The 20,679-nt window shown below is 44.4% G+C and carries 15 protein-coding genes; 6 read left to right on the top strand and 9 right to left on the bottom strand.

All coding sequences use genetic code 11. The features are described from left to right. Nucleotides 1-5: 5 nt before the first annotated feature. The 5 genes from RAH45_RS12325 to RAH45_RS12305 form a co-directional block, all read right to left on the bottom strand. Nucleotides 6-935 carry a DUF6414 family protein gene (locus RAH45_RS12325; RefSeq protein WP_289050948.1) on the bottom strand — a complete coding sequence of 310 codons (930 nt, stop codon included), beginning with the start codon at nt 933-935 and terminating at the stop codon, nt 6-8. 117 nt (nt 936-1,052) lie between these two features. Beyond that, entirely contained in the window at nt 1,053-1,463 is a 411-nt protein-coding gene (locus tag RAH45_RS12320) for a hypothetical protein (RefSeq protein WP_200662304.1), read from the bottom strand. Nucleotides 1,464-1,544: 81 nt separating this feature from the next. Continuing rightward, nucleotides 1,545-2,501, bottom strand: a complete 957-nt coding sequence (gene ylqF / locus RAH45_RS12315; RefSeq protein WP_201592078.1) for a ribosome biogenesis GTPase YlqF — start codon at nt 2,499-2,501, stop codon at nt 1,545-1,547. A gap of 134 nt (nt 2,502-2,635) precedes the next feature. Then, the gene (locus tag RAH45_RS12310) at nt 2,636-5,665 is read right to left on the bottom strand and encodes a DUF2339 domain-containing protein (RefSeq protein ID WP_306495319.1); all 3,030 of its coding nucleotides are present in this window, start codon (nt 5,663-5,665) and stop codon (nt 2,636-2,638) included. Between the two features lie 247 nt (nt 5,666-5,912). After that, complete coding sequence (locus RAH45_RS12305; RefSeq protein ID WP_198328990.1) at nt 5,913-6,653, bottom strand: dienelactone hydrolase family protein; 741 nt, start codon at nt 6,651-6,653, stop codon at nt 5,913-5,915. A gap of 204 nt (nt 6,654-6,857) precedes the next feature. On the opposite strand from RAH45_RS12305, the gene RAH45_RS12300 reads away from it, so the two are divergent. Continuing rightward, nucleotides 6,858-7,478, top strand: a complete 621-nt coding sequence (locus RAH45_RS12300) for a YcgN family cysteine cluster protein (protein WP_198328989.1) — start codon at nt 6,858-6,860, stop codon at nt 7,476-7,478. A 108-nt stretch (nt 7,479-7,586) separates the two neighbouring features. Here RAH45_RS12300 and RAH45_RS12295 read toward each other — a convergent pair whose 3' ends face one another. Continuing rightward, a complete protein-coding gene (locus tag RAH45_RS12295) occupies nt 7,587-8,879 on the bottom strand; it encodes an Lnb N-terminal periplasmic domain-containing protein (RefSeq protein WP_198328988.1) in 1,293 nt (430 codons plus the stop codon). Nucleotides 8,880-9,220: 341 nt separating this feature from the next. Here RAH45_RS12295 and RAH45_RS12290 point away from each other — a divergent pair, with 341 nt between their 5' ends. The 5 genes from RAH45_RS12290 (at nt 9,221) to RAH45_RS12270 (ending at nt 16,690) form a co-directional block, all read left to right on the top strand. Further along, on the top strand, nt 9,221-10,120 hold the full coding sequence (locus tag RAH45_RS12290; protein ID WP_068403676.1) for a CorC family transporter: 900 nt from the start codon (nt 9,221-9,223) through the stop codon (nt 10,118-10,120). A gap of 282 nt (nt 10,121-10,402) precedes the next feature. Further along, nucleotides 10,403-11,977: an apolipoprotein N-acyltransferase gene (gene lnt, locus RAH45_RS12285; RefSeq protein WP_144297657.1), complete on the top strand. Its 1,575-nt coding sequence runs from the start codon at nt 10,403-10,405 to the stop codon at nt 11,975-11,977. Nucleotides 11,978-12,111: 134 nt separating this feature from the next. Further along, nucleotides 12,112-12,567, top strand: a complete 456-nt coding sequence (locus tag RAH45_RS12280; protein ID WP_068403673.1) for a hypothetical protein — start codon at nt 12,112-12,114, stop codon at nt 12,565-12,567. A gap of 305 nt (nt 12,568-12,872) precedes the next feature. Next, entirely contained in the window at nt 12,873-14,438 is a 1,566-nt protein-coding gene (locus RAH45_RS12275) for a peptide MFS transporter (RefSeq protein ID WP_068403671.1), read from the top strand. A gap of 434 nt (nt 14,439-14,872) precedes the next feature. Beyond that, nucleotides 14,873-16,690, top strand: a complete 1,818-nt coding sequence (locus RAH45_RS12270; protein WP_068403669.1) for an aminopeptidase P family protein — start codon at nt 14,873-14,875, stop codon at nt 16,688-16,690. A gap of 115 nt (nt 16,691-16,805) precedes the next feature. On the opposite strand, the gene RAH45_RS12265 is transcribed toward RAH45_RS12270, so the two are convergent. From RAH45_RS12265 to RAH45_RS12255, 3 genes are all read right to left on the bottom strand, one after another. Further along, nucleotides 16,806-17,660: a hypothetical protein gene (locus RAH45_RS12265; RefSeq protein ID WP_198328986.1), complete on the bottom strand. Its 855-nt coding sequence runs from the start codon at nt 17,658-17,660 to the stop codon at nt 16,806-16,808. 150 nt (nt 17,661-17,810) lie between these two features. Next, on the bottom strand, nt 17,811-19,196 hold the full coding sequence (gene fabF / locus RAH45_RS12260) for a beta-ketoacyl-ACP synthase II (RefSeq protein WP_156508470.1): 1,386 nt from the start codon (nt 19,194-19,196) through the stop codon (nt 17,811-17,813). Nucleotides 19,197-19,302: 106 nt separating this feature from the next. Next, complete coding sequence (locus RAH45_RS12255) at nt 19,303-20,673, bottom strand: anhydro-N-acetylmuramic acid kinase (protein ID WP_198328985.1); 1,371 nt, start codon at nt 20,671-20,673, stop codon at nt 19,303-19,305. Nucleotides 20,674-20,679: the final 6 nt, after the last annotated feature.

Below are 20,679 nucleotides of genomic sequence, written 5' to 3'. Positions count from 1 at the left end.
TTTAGTTATAACTCAGTATATAATGCGATTGGATCAATAATTATTTCATTACTAAGCCTGCCAGTGAATGCCGATTCTAAGTTAGTTATATGGGAAACCATATTCATTATGGCTTCTTTCAAAGTTTCATAGTCATGCGTTGCTTCAGGAACGCTAGTTTGTTCTTTTTCACATTGTGTGATTATACCAAATAAAGTAAATTTCACTTCAGTCTGTCTCGAATATTTACGAATCACTAAGTCTTCTGGTTCTCTAAGAAACTTTCGATTGAGATTAGCGGAAGCTATATGATTAGACAGATTCATTTGTACTTCAAGTTGACCTCCCAAACCATATTCTAAAAGGAAACTTAAATCTTCAAGTAACTGTTTATCAAAATTTAAACCTTGATCAGACGACAGTTTATCTATATTGCTGATTCTTTTAAGTTCAGCGTTCAGCCCACTAATTTTACCTCTTTCATCTTTTCCTTTTTGAACCCTCAAGAGTTCCGCTTTAACTAACTTAATGTCTTCGTAATTAGTGACATACGTTAGGGCTTTACCCATTCGGTTAAAATCATTAAGGGTATTTATTATTGAATCTATATCGTTGAATGTTGCCTTTGCTGTAACTTTTATAAATGACTTTTCTTTTATTAATTTTTCTAAACTAGAGCTGTCGTATGAAACTGTAAGTACCTTATTTTCTTCAATAAGCTTCTTTTCAAAAAGAGTATATGAATAATCATTTAAAAATTTCTTTTCAGTATTTCTTTCGCTATTTTTTAAAATATCACCGACTATTCTACCACTGGAAACAGGACCTTTTTGCTGCTCTGATTCGGATTTATCTAAGCTTTTCTCATTTAAAATATATTCAGTCACTCCTTCAAAAAGCTGTGATGATAATGAATACATTTTATCTTCATCAAGATATATAATATTTTTAATCATTTCTTTTCCTTTTAATATACTCATCATAGTATTTTTTACGAGTTGTTATTATTGACCAAACAGCTATAAATATACCTATTAACGCTAAGATAATAGTCGCAACTATAATTATAGTAGTCATATTGTATTCTCAACAGAAGGAATAGGTATTCTTGAAACAGCATCATATACTGAATAGCTGATAACAAATGAAACTACTGCTAAACCAATAGCACAAAATGTTATAGCTCTAATATCAACAACATCTGCTCCAACTAGATTCAAAGCTAATAGAATGCTATAAAAAGCTATAAATGTAATCGAAATACCATTTTGGACAGTTTTCCATTGTTCTTCTTGTCCTACGCAGTGTTCTATTTCATTGATGTTAGAGATGTGCAAAACTAATCCAAAAGCAACAAAATCGGAGGCTGATAGTAAGTCAAGACTACCTTCTTTAGTTACAAACCAGACCATAAGTCTTGCAAGAATTGGAATTAATCCTACTAGAACGGTATAAATTAGCCATTTAGTCTTTTTGCTTTCCATAGTCCTAGGAGTACCTTAAAAGCTGTTAAGTTAAATAGGTAGGCATAATATTACTATATAGCAAGAATAGTTAATAAGCATCTACTTCCGATTCTTCCGCGTTTTTAAACGACGTAAACGTTTTTCTTCTTCTTTAGCGATTCTTTTCTCTTCGGCTGCGACTCGTTGTTCAGCGACCACAATTTCTTCAGCTTCAGTCATTTCTGGCGTCTCGAGGGTAATATTTCCAAGCTTGCCGCTACGTAACTCGTTAATCAAAATCTCAGACATGCGGTAGGTATCGACTTGATTGCCCGCGCGCACGCAGCCGCGATTACGTCCCGCCATTTCAAAAAACTCCCAATCGGTCTTGGGTAATTCTTCAATCTTATAGCGGGTTTTTAGCAGTTCAGGATAGGCTTGCATGAGATACTCAGCGGTATAACTGGCCACATCGGCGAAGTCAAACGCCGTATCACGAATACCGCCGGTCGCCGCCAAGCGATAGCCAGAGTTTTCGTTTTCAACCTTTGGCCATAGCATACCAGGCGTGTCATAGAGCATGATGTCATCGTCAAGCTTAATCAGCTGCTGCGACTTGGTGACTGCGGGCTCGTCGCCCGTTCTAGCTACCGCGCGTCCAGCCAAGGTATTAATCAAGGTCGATTTACCAACGTTTGGAATACCCATAATCATGGCTTTGATTTGGCGACCCGTACCGACTTTATTGGGCACGAGGGATTTGCATATCGCGATGATACGCTTGACGTCATCGGCTTTATTATTGTCGCAAGCGATGGCTTTAACGCCATCTTGTTGCTCAAGATATTCCATCCACGCTTTAGTCAATTCAGGATCAGCAAGGTCGGCTTTATTTAAAATTTTGATGACTGGTTTTTCGCCGCGTAATGCCGCGACCATGGGGTTTTCGCTACTATAAGGAATACGCGCGTCAATCACTTCAATGACGACGTCCATCTGCGGCATGATTTCTTTGATTTCGTTACGGGCTTTGTTCATATGCCCAGGGAACCACTGAATACTTGCTCTCTTATCCATCTGCTTTACTAACCTTTTATAAAAAATGCTCAAAGTAAGACAATCAACGTCTACTTTCTAATGGTGTTCAGTTTACTACACAACCAGCGTCACCACGTTAACATTTCATTCAACGTAACGCACAGAGCAGACTATTATTCAAACTCGTCTGTTAAATCCTCACGTGCTGGTGGCAATGGCGCTAAATAACCAATGACCAAGATTAAGCTACCCGCACCAAGGAAGGAAATCACTCGCCAAATCGCCTCGGTTTGTGATAAATCGACGATGACCAGTTTTAACACCACAACTCCCAATAGTCCAATGCCCATAAACCATAGCGTTCGTTGTCCATAGCGGCTGGCGATAATAGTGGCGACCAAAGCAATGAGCGTCCATAAAATGGTTAGTCCCGTTTGTACTTGCTCGCTATTCCAAGCGCCTCCTGTCACGTCGTATAAACCGCCAGTCCATAAAGGCGTACCGATAAATGCATGCAGCGTTCTAACCAACATACTAGAGCCTACCCAAAGGCCAATCAGCGCTAACACAATTAATAGCATATCGTTTTTAGGAATGGCTTTTAATAGGTTTCTCGAACCTCTACCATGTGGCTGACGGAGTAAATAAACGCCCAAGCCGTAAAACACCACCAGCCATAACGTCACATCATATAAGTTAAATAAAGGAAAGTAGGGCAGTTCCCAAATAATACCATCGTAAGTGAAGTTGGTAAAAATAGCCCAACCTAGTGCGATAGGTACAAAGAGTTTGGCACTGTCTAATAATGCCTGATGCCAATCAAACCAATAAGGCGCAAATGCTGAGGTCGCTGCTCCTGTTTGCGAGTGTGATTGCTTATCATTGTACTGAACCATAGCATGACGCTGTGTCCACCATAATCCAGCTAGCATAAAGGCAACCGGAACTAAAATAGTCATGACGCCTTTTGAATCGGGCAAGCCATAATGCATAGCTTCTGCCAACAGGATAATGCCAGCACCAAGCCAGCTCGCGCTATCAAAACTTTTTAACTCCAATTCTTTATGCCATGTTCTTAACCACAATTTTCCAACGACCAACCAGCCTATGAGTAGCATGATAAATATCGGCCAATGAAAGGTGGTCCATTGATAATCAAACTCATATTTTTGCGGTAGTTGAAACAGTAGCGCGGCATAAAATAGCAGCAATAACCCATGGCTAAACTGCCTAATCTCGCGCCACGAATGATAGTGATTGATTGCCTGATAAATAGCTAGGCTGGTTAAGGTGGCCAATCCTAGCAGCGCCGTCGTTGCTAATCGCCAACTGTCAAGCCATTGGTTAAAATCGATGATCAATACATACAGCAGCCAAACCATTGCAGTAAAGGTCAAAAATCGACCCAAATTTGGACTGCGCCACATCAAGTTAAACGCCATACTTTGGCTATTGATACTGGTAAGCCATTGCTTAGTAGCGAGCTCACCAATGCCCAAGGTTTTAGTATAGGCAGTCAGCGTATGATTGGCGTTAAGCTGGTTGTTGGCGTCATCAATAGGCGAGTTGCTGGCGCGTAAGATAAACATCGTAGCTAGATAGCTGAGCGCCGAAATCGTCAACGCCAACGTTGGATAATCTTTGATCGTAAAGACCACATTTATCATTAGCATCGCGATACTGAGCAGCTGCAATAACAACCCAAACAATACCGACCATGCACGTAGTGAGCGCCGTCCAAACCATACCAGTGCCAGCCCTTGTACCGACCAGCCAAAGGCAATCCATTCTGCATCGAGTGCCAGCGGAATCACCAAGGCTAAAAAGCCAAATCCCAATGCCAGCATACCCTCGGTAATTAAGGCGTAGCGCTGGCTACGCTGGACAAATACCCAGCCAATACCCAAATAAATTGCCGCGAAAATAGCACTGGTGAAGGTCAACCCATTAGGAATAGCTTCTAACAACGCCGCGAATAAACCAAAGGCCAGTATCGGCACGGAAAATAGCAAGCCGGTATCAATAGGGAATATATAGCTGTGGTTTCCTAAATAAAATTTATCTAAATGACTTGGATTCTCTGCACTATCAACGTTAGCTGTATGAGCAAAATTTGCTTCATTAAGTGTGTTATAAGCAATGATTTGCTGCGCGTAGCGAATGACGACAAACAAATATAGTAATACGTGCAGCGCCACTAGCAATACCAACGTCCAGCGCTGCGCCTCAATAACAGCGCTTAAATTTTCCGTCACACCCCAATAGTAAGCCAGTCCAAAGGTGACCATCACGCCGAGTAGATTGAGCATTTTCCAAGTACGGTAATGAGCGATGACAGCAATGGTGACGTTTAATAATAAATAATAGCTAAACAAGGACACTAAATTACCGATATCGCTACTGGTCAATATCGGTGCAAAAAACCCACCAGAAAGTGCCAACAATGCCAACGGTAAAGCGTTTTGGCGCACGGCGAGACCGATGGTGACAGCTGATAAAAGGCCAAGTCCAATAAAGCTCGGCACACTCGCCAGCACGTGATAGACGCTATAGGCAAAAAAGGTCGTCAAGTAAGCAATCGTTAAACCTGCCCCTTGCAGGGTGATGCCATAAGCAAAGCGATTTTTTGCTAATTTTAAACCAAGCGCAGCCAACGCCAATCCAATAATGCCAATGCTCACAAGCTTCAGGGCAATCGGAATTTCGATATAGTCGCTTAATAAGCGCAGCAATAACACCACCCCGACGAGCAACACCAAAACCCCAACGCGCACTACTAAGTTGCCGCCAAAAAACCAGTTTTGCATCGAGTGAATGAGTGAGGTAACGATAGGTAAGGAACGCTCGTCTGGCTCTATCGTTGTAACGGGGGTTCTCGATTTTGTCGATTCTGCTGGCTTTGGCTTTAAGCCGAGGTTTTCTTCTATGGGTTCGGCGCTAGCGTCAGCTGCTGTAACCGAATCTACTGCTGCTAACGGTATCGGTGGCGGCATTGGTGACCGCGAGGTTAAAGAGAGATCGGGCGTTGCTGCAAATTGACTTTCTTGATTGCTATTTATATCGGCGTGAGAAGATTTTGCTGTGATTAAGCCCTCTTTTTGCCGTTTAAGCTCAGCTTGTAGCGCTGTCATATCATGACGCAACTGTCTGATTTGTTGGCTTATCCTGGCGTATAGTATGAGCACCACGATCAATAAAGCCATAAAAGCCAGCCAGCCCAGCTGATTTATCAATAGATATAACATCCTCGTTACTCAATCCCACTTATAATAAAGAGATAATGACGTTATTTGCTCATAAGCACAAGATTGGTCATGGTAGTTATTGTGTATAACGACAAAAAACAGGGGTCGCTTTCTGAGAAAGTGACCCCTGTTTTTTGTCTTATGCTTTGTATTAACACTCGTTATAGTGAGCGTTTATACAACTTGATTGATGATATCTTTAAAATCATTCACCAAGATTGGTTTTCATAAATTCAAGCATGTTGTCCCAGCTTTGCTTAGCAGCCGTTTCGTTGTAGCCAAGGTCAACATCATTTTTGGCCGCGCGTTCATCGGCGTGCGGATTGGTAAAGCCATGTTTGGCACCGTCATAGACATCAATCGTGTAGTTAACATCGGCAGCATCTAGCTCTGTTTTTAGACCTTCGATTGCCTCCATCGACACCATCGAATCATCACGGCCGTGAGCGACCAATACTTTGGCTGTAAAGTTCTTGTCGGCTGGCTGTTTTGCTGATGGGTTGCCATGGAAAGTTGCGACGGCTTTTAATGGCATGCCTTCGCGTGCCATATCGAGCACCACTTTACCGCCAAAGCAATAACCAATCGCCGCTAAGTTATCGCGATTAACCGCCAGTTGATCACCAAAGTCATTGAGTATTAAGCGGCAACGTGCCATTAGCATGTCTTGATCAGCAAGTACTTGCTCCATCCACATATTGGCCATCGACGCGTCGCTGGTCAGCTTGCCTTCACCGTAAACGTCCATCGCCACCGCCGCATAGCCTGCTTTTGCCAAGCGCTCAACGACGGACTTTGGATGATCGACCACGCCCCACCATTCTGGCGCCACCAAAATACCTGCTACTGGATTGTCCTCTGAGGCAGATTCTGGCAGCGCCACATAGCTGATAAGCTCAACGTTATTTTCGGTAGTGCTGATCAATTCAAAAGTCTTAATTGACATATTATTGTCCTTTTTTTATGTTATGAAGGGGGTTTTATAAATGGCTGTTTTATAAATAACTACTTTATAAATGCTTGTTTTATAAGTATTAACTGTTCGTATTTTGCTTCATTCTTTTATTTACTTCTCCTACCTTAACGCCCAAGCATACCAAAAACAGCTATAATACTGTAACGCTCTTTATCAAAATGCTACGGCGACTTTATGACACTCAATTTGCTCAATCAATCTGAATCTCAATTAGCATCCGCTCTAGATTCCAAAACAACAACTGATTCAGATTCAGCGACGCAATCTGCTGTGCGCTTATTTCCTCACAGCCAAAACGATGCTAATGATCTATTGCGTCCGCAGTTTTGGTCACGTTTTGCGCTGTCAGAGCTAAACCATAGCGAATGGGAAGCGCTATGCGATGGTTGCGGTAGCTGCTGCCTAATTAAATACATCGATGATGAGAATATCAGCGATGACAATAATCATGAAGCAGAAATGGTTGAATATACCGATGTCACTTGTCAGCTGATGGATTGCACGACCGGTTATTGCAAGCATTACGCCACCCGCCAAGAGCACGTGCCAGACTGTATTCAGCTAACTATGGAGAATTTGCCGCAGATGATGTGGCTGCCGTCGCACTGTGCTTATAAGCGCTTGTATAAAGGACAAGATTTACCAAATTGGCATTTGTTATTGACGGGAGATGCGGTGGCAACTCAGCAGCAGATGCGCGCTGCCAATGTTGGCGTAGCAGGGCGCTGTATTTCTGAGATTGGCATAACAGATGAGGAGATGGAGGAGCGGGTGGTAAATTGGGTTCAGCCCTAACCTAAATTTTTTTATAAAGGGTTTAATCTATGTTTATGCTTAATGAACAATGGATTTAACGTCGCAATACCGCTTTGGAGAGTAGCTGCACCTCTTCGAAAACCTCAGCTATTCTTTAGAGTCCTGCGCGGCAGATTTGGCACTCGCTTCCGCATCGGCTTGTGAATCTGCCAGTGGCGGGATAGGAATATCTTGCCGAATTTGCTTGGAGAACTCGCGGCTATTGATAGCGCTGTTTCCTGCCAAATTATCAAAGCCGCGAACCTTTGGATTGATATGCGTGCGCTCGTACCACGTGTCCATTGACCAAGGCTGACCGTCTTTTTCAGGGTTGGCGTCGAGCATGCCAACGTCGTATAAGTAGTTTGGTAGCCAGCCCGATACCCAAATTCGGTAATCCCATGGCAGACGGTCGCCACTGACAATACGCGCCATATAAAAGATAATATTGGTACAGTTGCTCATCAACGTATTGTACCAAGTTGGTTTGGCATTCAATTCATCGGCGGCAGTTAAGTAAGACTCAAATAACGACTTGACCTCGTGCTGTTGTAGATTGCTGACCGGAAACAGATAAACTTGCTCACCGCGAGCATTACTACGGGTATAAATGATATCGCGCTCTTCAGCAGCAATCAGGCTCAGCTCAAAACGCCTAAAAAACCCTGCCAATGCCGAAAACGACTCGCCTTCTTCTTTACGAATCTCAAATGAGAAGGCGAGCGGTCTATCATCTTCAAAGCGGAAACTGACCAAAGTATGCGCAATCAGCGGCCCCATCCAATAGGAGTTGGTCACATCGACGCCAGAGAGTTTTGACATATCAATGGTGCGCGTGTCCCAGTGTTCAGCCGCCTCTTTATCAGTACGCCAATCAAAATTACGCACATTGGTGAGCGTGACTAAGTTAGGATTATTGGCGTCACGGCGATAGGTGACCCTTTCGCTGACTTCCGCCATCCAGTCGCGGTCTTGTTTGGGCTCGATAGAAAAGAACCAACCCAAACCGATAAACCAAACTGCGCCATATAAACCGATGAGCCATTTAACGGCCACTTTTTTATCCGGCGCTGTTAAATTATTTGATGGCTGATTACCTCGATTTTTTGGACTTTTTGACCAATGCCTTTTTGTTGCATAAGCTGCCTTAGCCAGCGCCGCTAAAATGCCGACTATCATAAGGGTCATAAGCCACGTAATTGGTGAGCGTATGCCAAACTGATACCAGATTGCCATTAACAGCCAAATAGTAGATAGGAGCAACGTAGTAACGATTAAAAGCTGCGCGAGGTAATAGCGCCAAGTCCGCTTTTGCTGGCGATCATAAGCTGCCCCATGCTCTAAGCGATTGCTGTTTGCGAGCGGCGAGAGCAGGCGAGAAAAAAAGGCACGTAGCGACATAGGTTTGACTTTGAGGAATGAAGGCTTTGACCATAGCAAAGTTTACAACACACTGACAATACAATTTGAGTGAATTTGTCGTTGAATGTCCGTAAGCCTTGCGATAAAGTGAAACTTATTAAGCTGGTCTATTTTTATCTATACTTATATAGTTGTCATTTATCGTTATGATAGGATTTTATAGATAATTTGTCCTTTATTTAAATATTTTGACCATTATCTAAATATAAAGTCGCTGTTTTATTTACTATTTTAATCCCCATTTAGATTTAAGATTTTAATTGCTATTTACTATTTTCTTTGATTACTGCTATTAACTAAAGAGGTTAAATCACATCATCATGTCCGAAGACGCTCCAAGCCCGAGTAGTTGGTCGATGCGCGGCTTAAAACGCTGGCTATCGACCGCCCCCGAAACCCGTGATGAACTGATACGTTTGGTGCAAGACTCGCGCCAGTTCTTAGAACCCGATACCGTGGATATGTTGGAAGGTGTCCTTGATTTGCCTGCCACCCAAGTTCGCGAAATCATGACCCCGCGCCCGCAAGTGGTTGGGCTGCACGAAAGCGCTAGCTTAGCTGAAGTGATGGATATCATTCTTGAGACCACACACTCGCGCTATCCGGTCTTTGATAGCCAAGACGATGATGCCGTTATCGGTATTTTATTGGCAAAAGATTTGATTCCCATCCTCGTACACATGGTGCGAGATCAAGAAGATAAAATTGACAGTCAACGTTTACGAGACTTGGTGCGTCAGCCGCTTTATATCAGCGAAACGGCACGCTCTGATACTTTGCTACGCTCATTACAGCGCACCCAAGTGCATATGGCGATTGTCGTCGATGAGTTTGGTAACTTCGCTGGTGTGGTAACGATGGAAGATTTGCTCGAAGAAATCGTTGGCGATATCGTCGATGAGCATGATGACTTCGATGAAGACAGTGATATCAATAATATCGTCGCCGATCCTGAAAGACCAAATACGTGGCGCGTGCAAGCATCGACAGTGATTGAAGACTGTAACGATGAGCTTGGCGCCCACTTTGATGATACCGATGTTGATACTATGGGCGGTTTGGTGATGCAAGCGCTCGGTCATGTTGGCGATTTAGAAGGTGAAAGCGTGGTGATAGACGATTGGCAAATTACCATTACCGATGTTGAAGGGCGCTTTATTCAAAATCTTGAGCTGTCTAAAATCAATGCTGACCAGCAAATATTAATAGGTAGCCATTAATTTATTGATGTTTATCACTTAAGCTTGGCACTTAAAGATCAGCTCGGCATTTAAATATAAAAAAACACGATTGCGGTCGTGTTTTTTTTTGCTTTTAAAATGGGCATTTTGCAACGCAATGTTACCTATTGAGTGATTTAGACTGGTATCATGGGCAGGTTTAATTTTTGAGCGCTGTATTGAGCAGCTAACGATTGGCTACCAATTCCAGCGCTAACTGAATAAAACAAAGTTAATATGTAAGTTTTAAACGACTGAAAAATAAGGTTTTGGATAACTGCTATGCGTCTGTCTACTGTTGATTTGCAAAAACGTCTAAACCCCGATAAGCCCAAGGGTTTGCCGCTGGTGTTGACCATATTGATTGCGTGGCTGGCAGGCGCAGTGTTTATCTTTGCCCTCGCGCCGTATGGTTTTTGGCCGGTGGCGTTGGTGTCGCCCGCTATTTTGTATGCCTTACTGATGCCTGATATGACAGGCAAGCGTGCTTTTGTTATCGGTCAAGCTTATGGCACCGGGCTTTGGTGCGTCGGGGCGTTTTGGCTGTATACCTCAATCCATGTCTATGGCGATACGCCAGTGTGGCTCGCGCTAATTATGATTGCGCTGATGGGCCTTGGGATGGGCTTGTTTCATGGCTTTTTGGCGCTGATTTTTAATCGTGTCGTCGGTAAGCAGCCGTTATCCTTTGCCGCGCTTTGGGTATTGCAAGAGTGGATGAAAACTTGGCTATTTACCGGTTTTCCGTGGTTATTTGTCGGTTATGCCTTTACCGAGCAGTATTGGCTATCGTCATTAGCGCCCATTGCTGGTGTGTTTGCGGTGTCTTTTGTGGCAGTATTATTGGCGGCAAGTTTGGTTGAGCTATTGCGTCGCCGCGGCGGTTATATGATTCCTACTGCCGCACTACTTATTGTCAGCTGCGCGTTATGGTTGCTAAATCCGCAATGGACAAAACCAAAGGGCACGCCTGACTTATCGGTATCATTAATTCAAGGTAATATTCCACAAGATTTAAAATGGCTGACTGAATATCAGGTAGAAACGCTAAAAATTTATGCCACCCTGTCCAGTACCGAATGGGGCAGCGACATGATCTTGTGGCCAGAGTCTTCCATTCCCATGTTTCAAGATGAAGCGCTAGGTTTTATCAGTGAAGTGGTCAAAGTGGCCAAAGAAACCGATACCACGTGGGTCACTGGTATCCCTTATAAGGATACCGCGGCTTTTGATGCCAAGACCGATAAATACCCGCCGTTTTATAACAGTGTCATTGCTTTAGGTGCGGACGCTGAAGGGCTATATAAAAAACAGCGTTTGGTACCTTTTGGCGAATATATTCCTTTTGAGGGTATGCTAGATATCTTGCCAAACCTTGCTGGTAGCCAAGATATCATGAGCTATAGCCGCGGTAGTGATAATCAATCACCGCTGCGCGTGCGTGGTCATAACTTGGGCGCTGCGGTTTGCTATGAAGTTGCCTATCCTGACACCACGCGCAAAAACGCCATCAATACTGACTTTTTATTGACCATCTCTAACGATGCGTGGTTTGGTAGCTCGGCAGGTCCGCTCCAGCATTTGCAAATGGTCCAAATGCGCGCGCTTGAAAACGGCCGCTGGTTTATGCGCGCCACCAATACTGGCGTTACGGCTATCATTGACCATAAAGGTCATATCGTAAAGCGCGCACCGCAGTTTGAGCGCACCGTCTTACGCGGAAATGTGCAGGCACGCGTTGGTAATACGCCTTATATGCGCGCGGGTAATTATCCTATTTTAATCATTATTGCGCTTCTGCTATTATTAAGCTATCTTGGCAAGCGTGCGACCCCGCAGAGACGTTTGGTCAAATAAAAAATACCCATAGGCTTTGGTTGTAAGTTTTTTCGCTAATAAACCCTTTAAATCGTTAAGGGTTTTCACAAATCGATATAAATTGCGATATAATAGGCCAATATTTTAAATATTTTGTGCAAGGTGGATAAGGTATGTCAGAACATATTGTCGAAAACAATCCCAAGAAAGAGTTCCTATTTGCCTTAGGCGGTGTTGCCTTATTTTTAGGTATCGTCTTATTAATCGGCATTTCTGGCTATTTGCGTCCAGCAGGCGAGCATATCACTGCTGAGAGCACCGAAGCGGCTGCTGAAACAGAGGCAACTGCGGCAGAAGAAACTGCGCCCGCTGCAACCGCTGCCGAGCCAGCAACAACTGGTACGCCTGCAACCGCACCTACTGAAAATCCAGCAGATGCTACCGTAACCCCAGCTGCTGATACTGATGGTACGGTTGTTGCTGCTGAATCTGGCACCGCAACTGCTGAGGGTACTGTCAATCAAGCGGCAGTACCTGATGATGCTAACTTGACAGCAGAAGAAGCCGATGCGGATTTGGATGGTGGTGAGGGTGCAGAGTTAACGCATACTTGGAAAACTGAAGAGTAAGCTTGTGACCTAAGTATTTGTTATAAAAACAAATACTTGTATAAATATAGTCAGATACCCGTAATTAAGTACAACTGTTGTGACGATACTTTATTCTAAGAGTGAAAATACTCTAGAAGCTAACATTAAAGACCTGTGCTTGGTTAACTGAGCACAGGTTTTTTTGTAGGTATTTGTGTAATTATTGAATAACTTTTTCTTTACTTGACCATAACCAAGTGAAACAATAATGCGCCTATGTGACCGCTTAGCAAAATAAACAGGAGTTTGGTCGTCATTACAGTGGTCTTTAAAGGAATAAAGTTATGAGCAGAGACTCAAAAGTAAATGTTAGTGAAGCTGAATTGGCAGCACTGGATAATGGGTTTATGGGGCACCCAAAGCCACTACGCCCGCTGTTTTTTACCGAAATGTGGGAACGCTTTTCTTATTATAGTATTCGTCCGTTATTAGTACTGTTTATGGTAGCCACCGTTGGCAGCGGCGGTTTTGGCTTTGATGAAGTCACCGCTTCTGCTATTTATGGTATTTTCGCCGGTTCATTATATTTGGCGGCAGTACCGGGCGGTTGGCTCGCTGATAACTGGCTTGGTCAAGAGCGTGCCTTATGGTGGGGCAGCGTGATTATCGCCCTCGGTCATTTATGTATTGCGCTCTCCGCCATATTTGGCATGACGCTATTTTTTGTTGGTTTGATATGTATTGTATTAGGGTCAGGGTTATTTAAAACCTGTATCTCCGTCATGGTAGGCGCTTTGTATAAAAAAGGCGATGTGCGCCGTGATGGTGGTTTTACCTTGTTTTATATGGGCATTAATATTGGCGCCCTTTTAGCAGCGCTCATCGTTGGGGTGTTTAAAGAAAAGGGCATGTGGCACGCAGGTTTCGGTGTTGGTGGTATCGGTATGCTGATATCATTACTGATCTACCGTTTTTCTGCGCAAAAAACCTTGACCCACTATGCCCAAGCCAAAAATATAAAACCTGAGTGGGAACACGCCAATGACCGCTATAAAAACATCGGTCGCTGGGTAATTGGTTTCTTGGTGTTATTGGCAGCGGTTGTGGTTTTGGTGGCAAGTGGTATGTTACCGTTCAATCCTGAAACGGTCGCTGAATATATGACTTATATCATTGCCGCGGTGGTGATAGGCTACTTTGCGGTTATGTTTGTCTCGCCGCGTCTTGATAAAACCGATAAGCTGCGCCTACTGACTTGCTTTATTTTAATCATTGGCTCAACGCTATTTTGGTCAAGCTTTGAGCAGCAGCCAACCTCGTTTAACCTATTTGCCGATCGCTATACTGACTTGAACGTCTTAGGGTTTGAGATACCGAGTATTTGGTTCCAATCTTTAAACCCGTTGTTTATTTTATTGCTGGCGCCCATTGTTAGTATTGTTTGGGTCAAGCTTGGCAAACGCGGTCTTGAACCTAATAGTATGACCAAGTTTGCGCTCGGGATGTTGATTACCGCGGCAGGCTTCTCGTTGATGATATTTGCCTCAAAAAGCATCTTGACCAGTGACGGCGGCTTAGCATCGCCATTATGGCTCGTGGGTAGTTTATTACTATTAACTTTAGGGGAGCTGGCGCTGAGTCCAGTAGGGTTATCCTCAATGACCAAGCTTGCTCCAAAAGGCATGCAAGGGCAAATGATGGGATTATTCTTTGCCTCTGTCGCCATGGGTAACTTGGTCGCTGCGTTCTTTGGTGGTCACGTTTCAGCCGACAAGATCGAAGGCTTGCCAACACTATTTACCACCATGACCATCTTTTTGGTGGTGACCGCAGTGGTGTTATTAGTACTGGCAAAACCTATCAATAACATGCTGGTCAAAAGTGAGCAAGCCGATAAAGCGGCTCAGTAAATAAAGCGTTAAGAAGATGGTGAAGATTAATTAAGCCTATTTAGCTTATTTATAGTAGCAATCGTCCCTATAAACGCCAAAAGATAAGACGTGTTACCATAATCGGTAGCACGTTTTATTGTTTCAATCAGTGAGTTATTTCTCTATCGCCATTGAAAGCCTGCTATCTGCCCAAACATCTAGAGAGGCGCTGCTTTAATACTATTATTAAAATACTATTACTAAGCTGAAATTAATAATAGCTCGGCTAAACGCCTAAGCACTCTTACTCATTTATATAGCTATCATTCTAAAAATAGTAAACCCTTTATAGGCAAATATAACGCTGTATTTAACATTGATAAATTTATTTGCCTCAATAAGACGGCTACTCATAGTCGCCTCTCAAGCGTTTTTTTTAACTCTCATTTTTAAAAGTAATAAGGACACCTTTCATGAATAAACAACACATCCACGAGCGTATTGATAGCCTACGCCAAACGCTAGCGGCACAAGATTTAACGGCGATTATCGTGCCGTCAGCAGACCCGCATTTGTCTGAGTACTTGCCAGAATATTGGCAAGCGCGTCTATGGTTATCAGGCTTTACAGGTTCGGTTGGTACACTGGTCGTTACCGCTGACTTTGCTGGCCTATGGACAGACAGTCGCTACTGGGTACACGCCGCGCATCAGCTAGAAGGCACGGGTATTACTTTGGAAAAACTGGCTCCTGGTCAGCCAAATCATATCGATTGGCTAGCGCAAAACTTAACCGAAGGCGATAGCGTGGCGGTGGATGGTAATGTATTGTCTATCGCTGAGCAAGACAGATTGCTTGATGCGTTTGATGCTAACGATATTACTTTAATCACTGAGCGCGATGTGTTGACAGACATATGGAACGACCGTCCAGCATTGCCATCAGCACAGCTCTACCAACACGATGCGCAGTTTATCGATCAGCCCGCCAGCTCAAAACTTGCTGCCGTGCGCGCAGGCATGAAGGAGGCAGGCGCAAGCCATCACTTGCTGTCAAGCTTAGATGATATTGCTTGGTTGACCAACTTACGCGGTGCAGACGTCGATTATAATCCGGTATTTTTAGCGCATATGCTCATTAGCGAAGATAAAGCGGCCTTGTTTGTTGATAATCATAAAGTCAGTAGCGAGATTGAAAAAGCGCTAAAAGACAGCGGTATCACGCTTGCAGATTATGATGCGGTGCAAGAGGCATTAGCTACCTTAACGCCAGAAGATATATTATTGTTAGACCCAAGCAAAGTGGCGGTCGGTACGTTATCAAAAATGGCCGACGATGTTGGCTTTATTGAGCAAATGGCGCCAAGTACGTTACTCAAATCAGTGAAGTCTGCGGCGGATATCGAGCATGTACGCGAAGCGATGCGTCAAGATGGCGCGGCGTTAAGTGAGTTTTTTGCGACATTTGAAAAACGCCTAGCAGACGGTGAGCGTTTGAGTGAGCTGGATGTCGATAGTATGCTCATCGAAGTTCGTAGTCAGCAGCCGCATTATGTGTCGCCAAGCTTTCCAACCATCGCAGGCTTTAACGAAAACGGCGCCTTGCCGCATTACCGTGCGACGCCAGAAAAATTCAGCTACCTTGATGTCGCTGAAGGCGAGGGCGGCTTATTGCTCATTGACTCAGGTGCGCAATATCAAAACGGTACCACCGATATCACCCGCGTGGTCGGGATTGGACAAGTAAGTTCTGAGCATAAACGCGACTTTACCACCGTGCTTAAAGCCCATATCGCCTTAGCAAAAGCGCATTTCCCTGATGGTATTGCGTCACCGCTCATCGATGCGATTTGCCGTGCACCCTTGTGGCAAGCACAGATGGACTATGGTCATGGTACCGGTCATGGCGTTGGTTATTTCTTAAACGTCCATGAAGGCCCGCAGGTCATTGCTTATAGTGCCAGCACGCCAAAAGAGCGCGCGATGAAAGAAGGGATGATATCTAGTAATGAGCCAGGTTTATACCGCGAGGGCAAATGGGGTATTCGTATCGAAAACTTGGTGGTCAATACGCCGGTTGCGAATCCGACTGAGACTGAGTTTGGACAATTCCTACACTTTGAAACCATCACTTACTGCCCCATTGATACCCGTTTGATTGAGCCTGCACTATTAACCCAATTCGAGATTGATTGGCTCAATGATTATCATAGCCAAGTCTATGCCGAGCTAAAAGATCGCGTTAAAGGTGCAGCACTTGAGTGGCTAACCGAGCGTACTAAAGCTATCTAAGGCAAAAACTTATATTCTTGAATTGAAGATATTAAAAAGCCCCGTCAATATCGATGGGGCTTTTTAATCTCTAGTTATACGAAGAAACTCCTAATTTAAATCAGGTTTTTTATAGCTAATGAATGTTTTTCTTGGCGATATTTTCATTACTTTTAATAGTAGTGGTGGTATCAGGTTCGGTTAAATGCTGTGCCAATTCGGCCCGTAACCAAGATTTTAAATTCTCAGAAATTTGCATCATTTGCTCGCTTAAATAGTCATCGACATGCATCTCAAGCTCGCGAATTAATTCTGGGTGACTCGCGCCAAGTTTAGTATCTTTTAAAGACAAAGGAATAGCGGCGTCTGAAACAGCTTTATCGATAACGGTTTTCATATTATGATCGTTTGCGCCATTTACCACATTGGCAGTTTCTTGAATGGATTTTTTATCAGTGTCAGTATCAGCAGTAGTTTTCGTAGCATCTGTTTTAGTAGCTTCCAGTTTTTCTACTGCGTCAGTGTCATTTTTACTAGTAATATTTTTACTACTATCATTGTCATCAACACTGGTAGCTCGTTTATGATCTAGCTGCTCATCGTGCTGTTGCTCTTGTTTCGCCGCTGCTGCCTCTAATGCTTCTTCTTCTTTCTGCTTAGCGTCTGCTACTGCTTTTGCCTGTTTTTCTTTTTCTACACGTTCTTCTTCTTCTAAACGCTCTTTTTCGGCAGCCGCTCGCTCTTGCGCTTGTTTTTCGGCAATGGCTTTGGCAATCGCTTGTTCAGCTTCATGATTTTCATAAAGATTATCAAGATGGGCGTCTAAGTCATGAGTGCTAAAAACAAAGGTTTCAAATGGCGTGTCGTGTTGTAAGAGGGTGGTGATATCGGTAAGTTCTTGGGTGATAGAGGCGCGTACAGGGTCTGGCGCACACGTCCAGCGCTGATAAAACTGATGGGAAAATGAGTAGCTTGACATGGTATCTTCCATAAATGTTGCATAAAATTACCCCTTATCATACGCAAGTACGATAAGGGGCTGCAAGTGGTCAAACGTAGCAAATCTGACACCAAGGTTACAACGGCTAAAATAATAGTTTTTTAACATTTATTTAGCGTTTTTAACGTTGTTTTAGGCGTTTTAGCTTGATGGTTGCACCGGCCAACGAGCGAATATAAGCGACCCATTGGTGCCACCAAAACCAAAGCTATTGGAGACTGCATATTGCAGATTATCAACTTTACGTGATTGGTTGGCCACGTAATCGAGATTGCAGTTGTCTTCAACATTATCTAAGTTAATGGTCGGCGGTACCTGCTGATGTTGCAGGGCAAGCACAGTAAAGATAGCCTCGATACCACCAGCGGCACCCAATAAATGACCGGTCATCGATTTGGTCGAGCTGACCAAAATGCTGTCTTTAACGGGCGCAAAAACGGTTTCAATCGCAATGGATTCGGCAACATCACCAGCAGGCGTACTGGTACCGTGGGCATTGACGTAGCCAACCGCGGCAGGCTCAATACCGGCATCGTTTAGTGCGTTGCGCATGGCGCGAGCCGCACCGCTACCATCTTCTGGTGGTGCGGTAATGTGGCTGGCATCGTCACTCATCCCAAAGCCAACCAGCTCAGCAAGTATCGTTGCGCCGCGCGCTTTAGCATGGGCAAGGCTTTCAAGGACGACGACACCCGCGCCATCACCGAGTACAAAGCCATCACGCTCTTTATCAAACGGACGCGAGGCTTTGGTTGGCTCATCATTACGAGTTGAGAGGGCATGCATCGCCCCAAAACCTGACATTCCAAGCGGGCTCGAGCCTTTTTCACTACCACCTGCCAGCATCACATCGGCATCGCCATAGGCAATCAAGCGCGCAGCAAGTCCGATAGCGTGGGTCGCGGTGGTACAAGCAGTCGAGGTCGCCAGGTTTGGGCCTTGTAAAGTATGCTTAATAGCGACCAAACCTGCAGCCATATTAACGATAGAACCTGGAATGATAAAGGGCGAAACCTTCATAGCGCCTTTGTCACGTAGGGTATCACGGCTGTTTTCAATGGTTTGGATACCGCCAATGCCTGACCCTAATATTACGCCAAAGCGCTCTTGCTCGACATCTTGTACAGGTGTATCAGCTGCGCTAACTTCATCGATAAAACCCGCGTCTTTTAACGCCATAGCCGAAGCTGCAACGGCATAATGCATAAATTCATCATAGCGGCGCGCGTCTTTAGCATTCATATATTGCTTGGCGTCAAAATCCTTGACCACACCCGCAATTTGCGCCCGATAGTCGGTTGCATCAAAATGAGTAATGGGCGTGATACCGCTCTCGCCATTAAGTAGACGCGTCCACGAGCTTGCGACGTCTAATCCTAAAGGTGTCACCGCACCCATACCCGTCACCACCACACGCATCTCATCTGGGCGTTCATAATGGGGCGGCTTTTGGCGCAGAGTTTGCTGGATAGTGGCAGCATTAGAGTCGGCGGCTTGCGCGTTTGGTGAACTGCTATATTGGCTCATGCGATATATCCTGTACGTGCGATCCTAAAAAGAAGGTATTTTAACCGTCATTATAAAACACATTAGTGCACGTATGTAAACTAAAATTTAAACAATTAGAGGCTTATTAAGCAAAACAAACTTGACCCAATACCACGCCTTTACTTGCGCCAGTGACCGCTGGCAAGTTACCAGTTTCTCCCATTAGGGTTTGCCGTGCCAACCATGCAAAGGCAACGGCTTCGACCCAAGCGGGGTTCAGCCCTAAGCTGGCCGTAGTTTCTACTTTGCAGTGAGGTAAATGCGCCTGCAAGCGAGTCATCAAGTAATCATTTAAGGCACCGCCACCGCAGACATAAACCGAGCTGTTTTCATTTGCCTTAATAAACATATTGATTTGCATACTGGCACTCATCGCCGTCAGCTCGGTCAATGTTGCCTGCACATCAGCTGACGAATAGCGAATATGGGCAGAGGCTTGGTCAAATTTTTGCAGCTCGCTTTGTAGCCACGCTAAGTTAAAGTCTTCACGCCCTGTGCTTTTCGGATAGGTTCGCGCAAAAAATGGATGCTCTATCAGTTGATTAAGTAACGGCTCAACGACTTGTCCTGACTGCGCCCATGCGCCACCAGCATCATAATCTTTATCCGTATGCAATGCCGTCCACGCATCGAGTAATAAATTGGCAGGGCCGGTATCATAACCAATCACCGAGCTATTATTAACAACAGCATCATTAGCATTAATAGAGCTGTCATTGGCTGGTAAGACGGTGATATTGGCAATACCGCCCAAGTTTAATAACACTCGCGTGCTATCAGGCATGGCAAATAATGCTTGATGAAAGGCAGGTACTAAGGGCGCGCCTTGACCACCGACGGCCATATCGCGGCGGCGAAAGTCGCTGACCACGCTAATACCAGTACGCTCGGCGATGATATTGGCATCGAGCAGTTGCAAACTAAATCCCATTTGCGGACGATGGCGCACCGTTTGACCATGGCAGCCAATCGCTAGCACCGACTCTACATCGGTATTGGACTGCTGCAATAGATTATTGACCACGTCGCTGGCAAATTCAGCATATTCCTTACTTGCCCAGCCAAACCAGTCTAATTCGCTGCTTGGTTCGCCCATTGTCGAGGTTAATTCTTGCACACCATTTGGCTGACAAAGTGCCAATAACACCTCACGCAGGCGTGGCGGAAAATCTTGGCTAATAGACGCTAATAGCCGTAGCGGTTGTTGGATGTTTTCTTCACCACCGAATTGACAAAGTACCGCATCCATACCATCCAAGCTGGTGCCAGACATCATGCCGATATATAAGCCATCATCGAAGTTTTCAAATACCGTTTGCTCAAGCGCATCGGTCAAGGTGGCATAATTCAAATCGTCATCTAAAGTTTTGTCCAAAGTGTTATTTAAATTATCGTCATAATTGATAGTTGAATCAGTATTATCATTAGTATCAGCAATCGATGCAGGGTTGGTCATGGCAAT

The organism is Psychrobacter sp. van23A, assembly GCF_030845275.1.
Classification (GTDB): domain Bacteria; phylum Pseudomonadota; class Gammaproteobacteria; order Pseudomonadales; family Moraxellaceae; genus Psychrobacter; species Psychrobacter faecalis.
This window is presented reverse-complemented; position numbering and strand designations above follow the sequence as displayed.